The organism is Pseudomonas sp. GD04158, assembly GCF_029834875.1.
GTDB lineage: Bacteria > Pseudomonadota > Gammaproteobacteria > Pseudomonadales > Pseudomonadaceae > Aquipseudomonas > Aquipseudomonas hydrolytica.
This window is the reverse complement of sequence record NZ_JAODYT010000048.1, coordinates 1-12,978: the sequence shown is the minus strand read 5'-3', so window position 1 is coordinate 12,978 and position 12,978 is coordinate 1. Positions and strand designations below refer to the sequence as shown.

Genomic DNA, 12,978 nt, shown 5'->3' with positions numbered 1-12,978 from the left:
CGGGCAGGCGCCGTTCTTGCCTAGTGGCGGGTGCCGCCCTTGCGTCCGTTTTCGCCGGGCACCACCTCGTCGGTCCAGGGCTCACCGTCGAGCGGCGCCGAACGCGCCAGCTCGGCTTCGTCGAGGCCGGCGCCACCGCCTATGTCGGTTTCGTCGACGATGCTGAGCTCCTCATCCAGCGGGCGATCCTCGCCGCGCTCGAAAGGCGAACGGGCGCCGCTGTCGTCGATCAGGGTATCCGGGCTGAGGTCGTCGAGACTGACGTTGTCCTCGTGTGCGCTTTCGCTGAGCGTCGCGCCGCCGGTCAGGCCGGGCTGATCCTGCGCGCTGTGTGCGGGGCGCTCGCTTGGTTGCGCCGGTACATCGCCGAGGATGCTGCTCTCTTCGTCAGCCTCGAAGTCCAGAGCGTCTTCCGGCAATTGCTGCGGCCTGGGGCCGGGTGTGCGGTCTTTCATCGCTGCCTCCTCCAATTGCGGTGTGGCGACGGCGCCAGCGCGCCATCGCGACGAGCCTGGTTCAGGGCGAGATCGGGTCGCTGGCGGGAAAGGTTTCTTCCACGGCGTTGTCCAGCCGTGCCTCTCGTGCTCCGGGCGCGGTCTGGCGCTGCTGCACGGCCTCCAGTTCCTTCTGCAGCCGCGGCAAGGCGGCGCGCAGGTCGGCCACGCACTGGCGCAGGCCTTCGAGTTCGGTCTTGGGATCGCTGATCATCCCCTTGACCACGCAGTGCCCGGTGAAGCCGCGCTGCAGCAGGGCAGCGCCGCCCAGCGCCTTGAGTACCCCTCTCGAACCGCCCTGGCAAAGGCCGGTGACCACGGCGGTGGCGCCGGTGGCGAGCGAGATGGCACGTTCCAGGCGTTGGACATTGTGGCTGAGTGACATGGCAGTTCCTCCTGTCAGGATGAATAACGGGCCTTTGCGGCTCCGATGAGATTTAGAAGCGCGCCCCCCTGGCAAAGGTTCAGACAATCGGGCCAGCGGCTCATGGGCGCAGGATCACCTTGCGGCACTCTTCCTTGCGCGATTCGAAGATGCGGTAGCCCTCGGCCGCTTCAGCGAGAGGCAGGCGATGGCTGATGATGATTTCCGGGCGCAGCTCGCCTTCGAGCACGTGCTGCAGCAATGTCGGCAAGAGCGGGTGCACGTGGGTCTGGCCCATCTTGAAGGTCAGGCCCTTGTCGAAGGCATCGCCGAACAGAAAGCCGTGGATGAAGCCGGCATAGACGCCGGGAACGCTGATCGTACCGCCGCGCCTCACGGCGGCGATGCACTGACGCAAGGCCACGCCGCTGCTGGCCTCCAGCTTGAGGGCGGTGAGCACGGTTTCCGTCAGGCTGCCCTTGGCTTCGAAGCCCACCGCATCGATCACCGCATCCACACCGCGGTGGCCCGCGGTCTGCTCGATGATCGCGGCGGCCGGGTCGTCGACCACGTCGAAGTTGATCGGCACCACGCCGTAGGTCTGCTGGGCGTACTGCAGGCGGTAGTCATGGTGATCGACCATGAAGATCTGCTCGGCGCCGAGCATACGCGCGCAGGCCGCGCTCATCAGCCCTACCGGCCCGGCGCCGTAGATGGCCACGCTGCTGCCGGGCTTGATGCCGGCGTTGATCGCCGCCTGGTAACCGGTGGGCAGGATGTCGGTAAGAAACAGCACCTGCTCGTCGTCCAGCTCGTCGGGCACCTTGAACGGGCCGGCATTGGCCTTGGGCACGCGCACCAGCTCGGCCTGGCCACCCGGCACGCCGCCATACAGGTGGCTGTAGCCGAACAGTGCGGCGCCCGAAGGAATCTGCTTCTTGTTGAGGATGGCGCCGCGCCCGGGGTTGGTGGTTTCGCACGCGGCGTGCAGGTCCAGCTGGCAGAAGAAGCAGCTGCCGCAGGCGATCACGAACGGCACGATCACCCGGTCGCCCTTGCGTACCGCGGTCACCGCGGGACCGGCCTCCTCCACCACGCCCATGAACTCATGGCCGAAGATGTCGCCCTGTTTGACCTGGGGAATCTTGCCGCGATACAGGTGCAGGTCGGAGCCGCAGATGGCGGTAGCGGTGACACGCAGGATGATGTCGTCGGGCTGTTCGATGCTGGGATCGTCGACCTGATCGACGCGGACGTCGTGGCTGCCATGGTAGGTCAATGCACGCATGAGCTTTCTCCTGGAACAGGGCATGTCCCTATTCCGAAATCGGTCTCGGGCGGACGTTCAGGCTAATTGTTGCGACGGATGCAGTTCGGTTTGCGCCATCAGGCTGTCGACCACCTGGTGCAGCGCTTCGCCATGTTCCAGGCCGTTGGCGCGGGCGCCGCGGTATTCGGCCAGCTGTGCCTCGGCGCTGCCGCCATGCAGCGCCAGGTGGCGCGCATGCTCCAGTATCCAGCGGTCGCTCGCGGGCACCTGGATGGCGATGCGCTCGAGCACCTCCTCCAGCCAGGTGGCGAAGGTCAGCAGACGCTGGCTGGCCGGTTCGATGAACAGCCCGCGCAGGCCCTGGCGCTTGGCACGCCAGCGGTTTTCCAGGGTGAGCACGCGGATCAGCGGGTCATCGCACCAGGCGTGATGCGGGGTGAGCTGCACATGCTCGACCATGGCGCGAAACAGCCCGGCGAGGCACAGCGCATCGTCCAGCCGCGGGCAGGCATCGGCGATGCGCAGCTCCAGCGTCGGATAGCGCAGCGAGGGGCGGATGTTCCACCACAGGTTGGCCGCCGAGCGGATGCAACCGGTGTCGGTCATCACCTGCACGTAGCGCTGGTACTCGGCCTCGTCGGCGAAATGATCGGGGATGCCCATGCGCGGCCACTCGTCGCACACCGCCTGGCGATAGCTCATCAGCCCGGAGGGGCGGCCGCTCCAGAACGGCGAGGATGCACTCAGGCCCAGCAGCAGCGGCAGCCAGGGCGTCAGCCGGTTCATCAGGCGGATACGGTCCACGCCCTCGGCCACGCCGACATGCACGTGCAGCCCGGCCAGCACGCTGCGGCTGGCGACCATGCGGTAATCATCGAAAATCGCTCGGTAGCGCGGCATGTCGGTGGCCCGCACGCGCCGCCACTGGCCCAGTGGATGGGTGCCGGCGGCGAGCACGCCGCAGTCGAATTCCCTGGCCAGGCGCGCCAGGGTGCGGCGTGCACCTTCCAGGCACTGACGGGCATCCGTGAGGCTGTGCAGCACCGGGGTGACCACTTCGAACTGGGCGGCGAACATCTCCCGCGTCACCCGCTCGCCGAGCTCGTACTGACAGGCCGTGGCGAAGGCCTCCACGTTGCGCCTGGCCACCTGGCGGCTGGTCAGGTCGGTGAGAAAGTACTCTTCCTCGATGCCGAAAGTGCTCTGTGTCATGTCCCGTCCACTCCGCCTTTGCTGCTGTTGAGCGGCGTCGGGGCGTGAGGGTTCAACCTCTCGGACGAAGCGGCAGGCACCGGCAAATTAGGTGGAATCTTGTCCCGGCGGCGCCCTCCTAAACAGAACAAGGCCCGTTCGAGGAGAACCCTTTCATGTCGATCGCCAGCTTCGTCGACAGCACCTCCGCCACCCCCATTGCGCCACCGCCCCGGCAAGGCACCTGGCAACGCACCTATCGCCAGCTGCTGGACGAACCCGTGCCGGGCCATGCCCTGGCGCTGGAGTTTCTCGAGCAATGCCTGGAGCAGGCCCGCGAGCTGCCCTGCGAGCTGCCGTCCCGCGTAGAGGAACTGACGCAGTGGTCCCGGCAGCATGCGCAGGCGGTGACCGAACAGTACGCGGCCTACCTGGCGAGCCGGCGCGCCGGTGCCGAGCGGCGCTACTTTCCGCATCGCTCCCATGCCCTGCACTTTCTGCGCGCGGTGGCGCCGACCAAGCTTGTCGATGGCGCCTGGCTCTACGGCACGCTGCCGCACTGGCGCGACGCGCGCATGCACGCACTGGTGCGTACCTACCTGGAAGAGCTGGGCGACGGCGTGCCGGCGCAGAACCACGTGCTGCTGTATCGCCGGCTGCTGCATACCCAGGGCTGCGACGACCTCGAGGCGCTGGACGACGGACTCTATCGCCAGGGAGCGATCCAGCTGGCCCTGGGCCTGGCGTGCGAGCGTTATCTGCCGGAAATCATCGGCTACAACCTGGGTTACGAACAGCCGCCCCTGCACCTGCTGATCAGCAGTTTCGAGCTCAACGAGCTGGGCATCGATCCCTACTATTTCCAGCTGCACGTGACCATCGACAACAGCGCCACCGGCCATGCCGCCAAGGCCGTGCAGTGCGTGCTGGACAATCTGCCTGTCGTCGGCGACGCCGAGGCGTTCTACCAGCGCGTGCGAAACGGCTATCGCCTCGGCGAGCTGGGCACGGGCTCGACGGCGGTGATCGAAGCCTTCGACCTACAGCACGAGCTGCTGGCGATGCTGGAGCGCAAGCGCAGCGTGGCCAGCCAGGTGCATTCCGATTACTGCCGTATCGGCGGGCGCACGGTCAACGAATGGCTCGGCGCCGAAGGCGATGTGGCCGGCTTTCTCGACGCCCTGCAGCAGCATGGCTGGATCAGGCGCGACAGGGATCCGGCCAACAGCCGCTTCTGGCGTCTGGTGCAGGGTGAAGGCGCGGCGATGTTCGGCGTGTTCAGTCCCTACGAAAAGCAATTGCTGCACGACTGGATCGCCGGCGACTGGAGCCAGGACGAGCAGACCAACCCCTTCCGCCCGCGGCGCCCTGCCCAGGTCTCACACCTGCCCGGCGCCGCGACCCAGGGCGGCGAACTGGACCGCGAACGGCGCGAGCTGCAGGCGCAGCTGGCAGGTCTCGATCCAGCCGGCCGCGAACGTCGCCTGATCGAACTGCTGGCTCCGGCGCACCATGCCTCTGCGGCCGGCCTGGCGGCCACGCGCAGCTTCGCCGCGCTCTTGCAGCAGGCTCACTGACTCTGGAGACACCCATGCATCAGCCGGATTTCGCTTCGCCCGCCACCCTCGCCCTGCTGCGTCTGGGCACGCTACTGCGGGCACGCGGTTATCACTTCATCACGCCGACGCCGGCGACCCACCAACGGGTCAATGGCCGCCCCGGCAACGAGCAGGCACGCGATCTGCGCGACGTCTTCGGCTGGAGCCGCCCGTTCGCCGATGGGCTGCTGGAACCCGAGATCATCGAAGCCATGGACGAAGCGCAGGTGCTGCAGGGGCAGGACGGGCAATGGCGCAGCCGGGTGCGCTGGTCGACCCTCGACGGCGGCCTGTATGCCCATTCGCGCTTTCCCACCGAGGAGGCCGATGCGGTGTTCTTCGGTCCGGATACCTATCGCTTCACCCGTCTGCTGCGCGAGCACCTCACGCACTGCCACCAGCCGCTGCGGCGCATCGCCGATATCGGCTGCGGCGCGGGGCCCGGCGCCATCACCGCGGCGCAGCTGCGTCCGGGGGCGCAGGTGCTGGCCCTGGACATCAACGAACGAGCGCTGGCCATGACCGCGGTGAACGCGCGGCTGGCCGGCATCTTCAATCTGGAGGTGAGCAAGAGCGATCTGCTCAGGGATGTGGACGGCTACTTCGATCTGATCATCGCCAACCCGCCCTACATGCTCGACCCGCAGCAACGCACCTATCGCCATGGCGGCGGCAAGCACGGTGCGGGTCTGTCGCTGGCGATCTTCGATACGGCCATGGAACGTCTGGCCCCTGGCGGCACGCTGCTGCTGTATACCGGCGTGGCCATCTTCGACGGCGAGGATCCCTTCCTCAACGCCATCCGCCTGTCGCTGGGCGACACCGGCTGGGACTGGAGCTACGAGGAAATCGATCCGGACGTGTTCGGCGAGGAGTTGCAGCACCCGGCCTATGCGCAGGCCGATCGTATCGCCTGCGTGGCGCTGCGCCTGACCTATCAGCCGCAGGCGCGACAGCGTTGAGCAGCAGGTGCCTGCCGCGCGCAGGCACCCGCCTGGTGAGGATCAGGCTGCCTTGGCCTCGCCCTGCTTGAGCGATTTGCGCAGGGTTTCCATGGCCTGGCCGAGGTCCTCCAGTTCGCGCTTGCCGAGGAGCTTTCTGGCCTGCGGGAACATGTCGTTTTCCTCTTCCTCGATATGGTGCTCGAGCAGCTCCTTGAGCACCTTGACGCGGCCGGCGAACTCCAGGGTCGAGGGCGAGGTCTGCTTGATGTCCGGCAGCACCAGCGCCTCGACGGCGCGGTGTTCTTCCTTCGCCTCGATGGCCAGCACCGCATCGTCCTTGCTGCCGGCCTGGCGGAACGCGGGATAGAAAATCTGCTCTTCCAGCGCGGTATGAATCTTCAGTTCCTGCTCGATCTTGCTGATCAGTTTCTTGCGCGTCTGCACCGCGCGCTCGGTGGTTTCCTCGAGCCGGCTCAGCAGCTCCTTGACGGTTTCATGGTCCTTCTTCAGCAGTTCGATGGCGTTCATCGTCATGCACTCCTCAGGTCTTGTAATCACGCAGGCTGGAACGTCAGGGCCCGCTAGAAGCGGGCCCTGACGAAGCGGTCACGAGTTACGACCGCCGTGGCTGTTCTGGCCACCCTTGCGCCCTGCCTCGGACGCTCTTTCGCGGTCATTGGCAAAGTTGCCGCCGCTGTTGTGGCCGCCCTTGCGGCCGGCTTCCGATGCCTTTTCACGATCGTTTGCGAAGTTACCCGGATTCTTGCTGGTAGCCATTGCTGGTACCTCCTGATAGTTGTTCGCGAGGCGTTATTGCCTTCACATAAATTGAGGCAGATCAGGCGTCGAGTCGTTCAGGGTATTTTTCATCGTTCCCGACTGCCTGCGCACTCAACCATTGACCACGCTGCCGCCGTTGACGTGGAGCATCTGCCCGGTCATGTAGGAGGCGTCGTTGCTGGCCAGGTAGACATAGGCCGGGGCCACTTCCGAGGGCTGCCCAGGGCGCCCCAGCGGGGTGTCGGCGCCGAACTCGGCGACCTTGTCGGCGCTGAAGGTGGACGGGATCAAGGGTGTCCAGATCGGCCCTGGTGCCACGCCGTTGACCCTGATGCCGCGCGGCGCCAGGTTGATCGCCAGGGAGCGGGTGAACGAGGTGATCGCGCCCTTGGTCGAGGAGTAGTCGAGCAGCATGGGGTTGCCCTTGTAGGCCGTGACCGAGCTGGTGTTGATGATGCTGGCGCCCGATTGCAGGTGCCTGAGCGCCACCTTGGTGAGCTGGAACATGGCCAGGATGTTGGTGCGAAAGGTACGCTCCCAATCCGCCTCCTCCAGCTCCAGCAGGTCTTCCTTGGGATGCTGCTCGCCGGCGTTGTTGATCAGGATGTCGAGGCGTCCCCACTTGGCGATCACCGCATCGACGACGCACTGGCAGAAGCCTGCGTCGCCCACGTCGCCGGCCAGGGCGATCGCCTCGCTGCCATGGCGGGTCACCTCGTCCACGGTCTTTTGCGCGTCTTCGTTCTCGTCGAGATAGACCAGCGCGACCTTGGCCCCTTCCAGGGCGTAATGCACGGCGACGGCGCGGCCGATGCCGCTGTCGCCGCCGGTGATGATCGCCACCTTGCCGGCGAGCTTGTCGGCGGCGCGGTAGCTATCGGACAGGTACACGGGTTCGGGATGCATGGCGTGCTCGAGACCGGGTTGTCGATCCTGATGCTGCGCGGGCAATGTCTTGTCGTTCATCTGCGCTTCTCCGCTGATGGTTGATGCGCTACACCGCCTGCAGGCGTGGGCTGGCGATCACGGGGTGAGTCTTGTGGCGATTCTCGAAGCAGAAGTTGGTGGCCTGCACGTAGCCCTCGGCCGAACCGCAGTCGAAGCGTTGGCCCTTGAACTTGTAGGCCAGCACGCAGCCCTGCTGGGCCTGCTTCATCAGCGCGTCGGTGATCTGGATCTCGCCGCTCTTGCCCGGCTCGGTCTGCTCGATCAGTTCGAAGATGTCGGGGGTGAGAATGTAGCGACCGATGATCGCCAGGTTGGACGGTGCGTCTTCGGGGTTCGGTTTTTCCACCATGCGCTCGACGCGAAAGATGTCCTCGCGCAGCGCTTCGCCGGCGATCACGCCGTAGCGCGACACCTCGTCCATGGGCACTTCCTCGATCGCCACGATGGAGCAGCGGAACTGCTCGTAGAGCTTGACCATCTGGCTCAGCACGCCGTCGCCGTCGACGTTAAGGCACAGGTCGTCGGCCAGCACCACGGCAAAGGCCTCGTCGCCGATCAGCGGGCGACCGGTGAGGATGGCATGGCCGAGGCCCTTCATCTCCACCTGGCGGGTATAGGAAAAGGTGCAGGTTTCGATCAGATGGCGAATGCCGATGAGGGATTTTTCCTTGCTGGTATTGGAAATCTCGTGCTCGAGTTCGTAGCTGATGTCGAAGTGGTCTTCCAGCGAGCGCTTGCCGCGCCCGGTGACGATGGCGATCTGGGTAAGGCCGGCCTCGAGCGCTTCCTCGACGCCGTACTGGATCAGCGGCGTGTCGACCACCGGTAGCATTTCCTTGGGCATCGACTTGGTAGCGGGAAGAAAGCGGGTACCGTAACCCGCAGCGGGGAATAAGCATTTCGTGATCATGAGGCTCGTACCAAATGAGTGGGTTGGTACTAGAACCTGACTCGCTCGCCGCTTCGCGGGTTCAAGGTATTTCGCCGCCCGCGCCTTCCCGTAGAGGCCCTCGCGAGCGCGCCCGGGAGGCCTGCCAGCGGCATCCCGTCACCTCGGTACGTTCAGGTGCGGCCACCGCCGTGGCTGTTTCGGCCACCCTTGCGTCCGGCTTCGGTCGCTTTCTGACGGTCGTTGGCGAAGCTGCCCCGCTGCTGCGCCCGCCCTTCTTGCCGGCCTCCGAGGCCTTCTGACGATCATTGGCGAGATTTCCGGGGTTATGGTTCATGTCGCGGTCTCCTCGACTGGCCAGGCAACATTGCCCTGCTCTGATTTGGAGAAAGCGCCAGCAGCGGATGTTCAGCCTATTTGCGGGGGTGTTCGGAGGGCTGCTGACGAGCGGTAATGAGCGCCTGGGCATGTCAGCTTCCCTCTCCCGGCGAGAGAGGGAGCCGGCCAATGCCCGGGCGCTTGCCTCAGACGCTGGTGCAGGGATCCGGCGCCCAGTCGCCCAGGTCCGGGTTGTTGCAGGCACTGCTGATGATGCCGGTGCCGCGGCTGCTGACCTGCTGCGCCTCGCTGCGCTTGGCGCTGGCCTTCTGGATCTTCTGCTCGGTCACCACCGCTTCCTGCGGCACCGGTTTGGCCGCCGGTGCCGGCTTGCTGGCCGGCGCGCTTTCCACCTTGGCGGCCACCGCCACCTGCTGGCGTTCCAGACCGACCTGCTGCAGGTCCTTCTCGTAGGCCTGGGTGTAGGTGTTGATGTCCTCGCCGGTGCGGCCGTCGGCAGCCGCCAGCAGGGCGTTGGTTTCCTTCAGGCCGCTGAGTATTTCGGCGAAGCGATTGCGCCCTTCGCTGTCGCTCATGGTCTTGTTGCGGTGGGCCGCGCGCAGGTTCTCGAACTCGCGCTGATAGCAGTCCTGCGCCGCCTTGGCGTGGACGATGCTGCGATCCAGGTCCATGGTGCTGCGCTCGAAGTCGCTGCCGTAGGAGGCGATGCGCTGGCGATCGTCGCTGATCTGCCGTTGCCGCTCGGTGTAGTAGCCAGCCGCCCCGCCGACCAGGGCGCCGGCCGCCGCACCGATCAGCGCGTTGCGCCCGGCATTGTCGCCACCGCTCAGGGCACCGGCCAGGCCGCCGAGCAGGCCGCCGGTGACGGCGCCGGTGGTCACCGATTTCTGCATGGCCGCATCGGAAGCGCGCAGGTGATTGACCGGCTCGTAACAGGCCGGGTAGTAGTTGGCCTGGGTGGTCTTGGCCACCTTGGAGCTGACGCCACCACCGACACTGGCGCAGCCTCCCAGCAAGAGGATGGAGAAGGCTCCGGCGAACATCAGCGAGGAGCGTATGAAGCGGATCTGCGGGTATTCCATGGTATTGGCCTCATGCTTGAGTTGTCTGATTCCATCCTGCCGGCCGGGGCGTACGGCGCCCTCACCCGCGGCCCGGCTCTCCTGCTTCAGGGTGCCAGCAGCTCCTTGAGAATGGCTGCCGGATCGGCCCTGCGTTGCTGGCGATATTCGCCTACGTGCTTCACAAACAGCGTAGCCCGTTTCACCAGGCTCTTACCCAGCACGGGCTGGCGTTCCAGCTCCTGCCGGGTGCGCTGAAACTGCGCCTGGATCACCGCATCGCTGTAGCGCGTGCCGGTGGCCAGGTTGTCGATGTAGATGCTCACCGCGCCGTCCAGCGCACTGCGGCCATTGGCGATGGCCGACTCGTAGAGTTTCACCGCGGTCTGGTCCTTGGCCTGGCGCGCCTGGTTCAGGCTGTTCTGCAGGTTGGTCAGGCGGATGTTGTAGTTGTTGACCGTTTCGGCCACCAGCGCGGCGGACTGGATCAGGTTGGCCGCCGCCTCTTGACGCTGCTGGGCGATCAGCGAAACGTTGCGCTTGAGCTCCTCGTTGATCAGCGCCAGGCGCGCCTGCAGCTCGGGGTCGTCACTGCCGGCGATGATGCTGTCGAGCAGCAGGGTCGGGTCGTCGGCCGCCTCGATCTCGTCGGTCAGGCCGGCCAGGCGCCCCTCGCGCTGCCATTGTTCGAACAGCTCCTGATAGCGCGAGCGCGGCGCCGACAGCGCGCCCAGGGCGACGCGAAAACCGGTGGTCTCGTTGCGCTGTTCGCTGCCATCGGCGGCGAACGAGGGGTACTCGCGACGCATGCCGGTGAACAGGGTCATTTCCCCTTCCAGGTAGTTGCCGCCCTTGACCACGAAACCGCCGTAGGTGCCCTGGCGGCGGCCCGCATGCACCATCTGGAAGGGGTCGTGAACCATTTCCGCGGCGTTGCCGATCACGTCGTGCAGGCCCAGTGGGTTGGGCTTTCTGCTGCCCACCGGCAGCAGCCGTGCGCCCTGCCCCGTGCCGCCGGCGACCTGGGTGAACACCGCCCAGTCGGCCAGCGGGCCGTCGCCTTCGACGCCCTCCTCGCGCCGCGGAAACAGCCTGCCCTCCAGCTCCTGGCGACTCACCGCATGCCCGCCGCGGGCGGCGAATTCCCATTCCACTTCGGTGGGCAGGCGCACGAAACCGACGCCGCCGTCTTCCGGGTTGCTGCCGCGGCCGCTGATCGGCAGCCGCTCGCGGTGATGCCGCAGCAGCCAGGCGCTGTACACCGCGGCGAAGCGCTCGGCCTCGAAGCGCGACAGATTGACCTTGGGCCGGCGCGCCATCACCCCGCCGGCCACCGGCGTGCACACCTCCTCGCCAGCGCCGGCCAGCGCCGGCGCCTGATCCATCACCTGCTGGTACTGGCGCTCGGTCACCTCGTACTTGCCGACGAAATACAGCATGGGCTTGAGCAGCTCGTCGTCCTGGCGGATCGGCAGGGTCGGCGCGATGCGGCTGCGCCAGTCCTCGGGCAGATCCTCGACGACGAACTGGCCGTTGATGAAGTCGCGGCGGTAGCCGGAAATGAAGGATTGCTGATAGCCCGGATCGCCCTCATTGAACGGGTAGCCGAGGCTGATCTCGCGGTCGTCCAGCGTGCCGCGAGCAAGGATATAGACATGCCGAAAGACCATCTCGCCGCCGCAGGGCAGCGGCAGGGCGACATCGTCCTCCAGCGGTTTCGGGTTGTAGTTTTGCGGGGTGCCCGGTGCCTGCGCCGCGGCGCTTGGCTGCGGGCTTGGGGTTGGCGGCGCTTCCTGCGGCGCGGCCTCCTCCGCCGCCTGAGCCTGGGCGGCGACCGGCTTGGCCTGTTCCCCCTCGGAGCAGCCGAGCACCAACAATGCGGGCAACAGCAGGGCCCAGTGACCTCTAGACATCGCGCAATCCTTCCGAAGCTTCGATTCGTGCAGCCCGCCAGCCGCCCGAGGCGGCCGCCAGGCTGCTGCACAACAGGGTGACCAGCAGGGCCAGTAGGTAATGTCCGGCCAGCAGGCGGCAGGCGTACTCGCCGGGGCTGTGCTGGAACAGCTGGTTCAGGCCGAACTCCGCGCCGGCATACAGCGCCCAGGCCAGCAGCGTGCTGAACAGTCCGGTATAGAGCGCCTGCAACACCACGAAGGCGACCAGCGCAGAGGACGAGAAGCCCAGCAGGCGCAACACCGACAGCGCGCGGCGCTTGCGCTCGACCGCGGCCAGTGCGCTGGCGGTCATGGCCGCGAAGGCGCCGCCCAGCGCCAGGCAGGCGATGATCCAGAACACCAGGGTCAGGTTGCGGCTGAGCGAGCGCACCTGGGCGATGGTTTCGGCCTGGGTTGCGACTTCGAGGTTGCGCCCGGCGAAGTGGCGGCGCAGCACTTCGACGCTGTCGAGGTCGGCGGCGTACAGGCGAAAGCTCGGGTAGATCCGCCCGACCGCAGTGGACTCTTGCCCGGGCCAGCCGAATGCGCTGACGGCCAGACCGTCGCGGTAGTCTTCGGCAGCCTCCAGCAGGCGCAGGTCGGCGAACAGCGCGTCGCGGGCGAAGGCGCTGAGCGGCAGCACCGCCTGTACGCGCAGGCCGGTGCGCTGAAACTCGCTGCGCCCGCTTACCTGACGGCCGAAGGCGGCCTGCAGCTGGTCCCCGGCGATCACGCCGAGCTTTTCCGCCGCGCGCTGGCTGAGCACCACGGCATCCAGCGCCAGGGGCTGATCCAGCTGCGGCAACAGGGGATCGCCCGGTGCGGTGGGGATCATTTCCACCGTCACCCGCCCGCTGTCGCTGGACAGCTCGGCCGTGGCGGCGATCTGCCGCGTGCGCGGGATGACGAAGGCCACGTCCTGGCGGGCGCGCAACTCGGCGATGGCCTCGTTGCCGAAGCGCCCGCCGCCCAGCGGGATCACCTCGCGGATGCCGGGGTCGCGCTCCAGGCGTTCGGTCAGGGTGCTGATCAGGCCGAACTTGAGACCGAACAGCACCAGCAGGGGGGCCAGCACCGCCACCAGCGCCAATATCGCGCAGGCCGACAGTCGCCCTTCGCGGCGGTAGTCGTGCCAGGCCAGTTGGCCCATCAGGCGCAGGCGCATC

General features: G+C 66.8%; 12 protein-coding genes and 2 pseudogenes. 2 read left to right on the top strand and 12 right to left on the bottom strand.

Annotated elements, in window-relative coordinates:
* Positions 1-20: 20 nt before the first annotated feature.
* The 4 genes from N7333_RS17085 to N7333_RS17070 form a co-directional block, all read right to left on the bottom strand.
* Positions 21-455 carry a hypothetical protein gene (locus N7333_RS17085; RefSeq protein WP_129482662.1) on the bottom strand — a complete coding sequence of 145 codons (435 nt, stop codon included), beginning with the start codon at positions 453-455 and terminating at the stop codon, positions 21-23.
* Positions 456-516: 61 nt separating this feature from the next.
* Complete coding sequence (locus tag N7333_RS17080; protein ID WP_003246837.1) at positions 517-879, bottom strand: DUF2892 domain-containing protein; 363 nt, start codon at positions 877-879, stop codon at positions 517-519.
* A gap of 100 nt (positions 880-979) precedes the next feature.
* Positions 980-2,146 (bottom strand): zinc-dependent alcohol dehydrogenase, encoded by a 1,167-nt coding sequence (locus N7333_RS17075; RefSeq protein ID WP_129482661.1) that lies wholly within the window; start codon positions 2,144-2,146, stop codon positions 980-982.
* Positions 2,147-2,203: 57 nt separating this feature from the next.
* A complete protein-coding gene (locus tag N7333_RS17070) occupies positions 2,204-3,340 on the bottom strand; it encodes a carboxylate-amine ligase (protein ID WP_129482660.1) in 1,137 nt (378 codons plus the stop codon).
* Positions 3,341-3,495: 155 nt separating this feature from the next.
* On the opposite strand from N7333_RS17070, the gene N7333_RS17065 reads away from it, so the two are divergent.
* Entirely contained in the window at positions 3,496-4,896 is a 1,401-nt protein-coding gene (locus N7333_RS17065; RefSeq protein WP_129482659.1) for an iron-containing redox enzyme family protein, read from the top strand.
* Positions 4,897-4,910: 14 nt separating this feature from the next.
* Positions 4,911-5,879 carry a class I SAM-dependent methyltransferase gene (locus N7333_RS17060; protein ID WP_012018648.1) on the top strand — a complete coding sequence of 323 codons (969 nt, stop codon included), beginning with the start codon at positions 4,911-4,913 and terminating at the stop codon, positions 5,877-5,879.
* 42 nt (positions 5,880-5,921) lie between these two features.
* On the opposite strand, the gene N7333_RS17055 is transcribed toward N7333_RS17060, so the two are convergent.
* The 8 genes and pseudogenes from N7333_RS17055 to N7333_RS17020 all read right to left on the bottom strand — a co-directional run bounded on the left by N7333_RS17055 (position 5,922) and on the right by N7333_RS17020 (position 12,977).
* Complete coding sequence (locus N7333_RS17055; protein WP_012018649.1) at positions 5,922-6,389, bottom strand: hemerythrin domain-containing protein; 468 nt, start codon at positions 6,387-6,389, stop codon at positions 5,922-5,924.
* 78 nt (positions 6,390-6,467) lie between these two features.
* Positions 6,468-6,626 (bottom strand): annotated as a pseudogene (locus tag N7333_RS17050) (general stress protein); the annotation flags it as partial.
* Positions 6,627-6,752: 126 nt separating this feature from the next.
* A complete protein-coding gene (locus tag N7333_RS17045) occupies positions 6,753-7,607 on the bottom strand; it encodes an SDR family oxidoreductase (RefSeq protein WP_012018650.1) in 855 nt (284 codons plus the stop codon).
* Positions 7,608-7,635: 28 nt separating this feature from the next.
* Positions 7,636-8,499: a UTP--glucose-1-phosphate uridylyltransferase GalU gene (gene galU / locus N7333_RS17040; RefSeq protein WP_012018651.1), complete on the bottom strand. Its 864-nt coding sequence runs from the start codon at positions 8,497-8,499 to the stop codon at positions 7,636-7,638.
* Positions 8,500-8,651: 152 nt separating this feature from the next.
* Positions 8,652-8,815, bottom strand: a pseudogene (locus N7333_RS17035) (general stress protein).
* 187 nt (positions 8,816-9,002) lie between these two features.
* A complete protein-coding gene (tagQ, locus tag N7333_RS17030) occupies positions 9,003-9,899 on the bottom strand; it encodes a type VI secretion system-associated lipoprotein TagQ (protein ID WP_129482658.1) in 897 nt (298 codons plus the stop codon).
* A gap of 86 nt (positions 9,900-9,985) precedes the next feature.
* Positions 9,986-11,791, bottom strand: coding sequence for an SUMF1/EgtB/PvdO family nonheme iron enzyme (locus tag N7333_RS17025; RefSeq protein ID WP_129482657.1), 1,806 nt, complete (start codon positions 11,789-11,791; stop codon positions 9,986-9,988).
* Positions 11,784-12,977 carry an FtsX-like permease family protein gene (locus N7333_RS17020; RefSeq protein ID WP_129482656.1) on the bottom strand — a complete coding sequence of 398 codons (1,194 nt, stop codon included), beginning with the start codon at positions 12,975-12,977 and terminating at the stop codon, positions 11,784-11,786. Before N7333_RS17020 ends, N7333_RS17025 begins: the two co-directional genes overlap by 8 nt.
* Position 12,978: the final 1 nt, after the last annotated feature.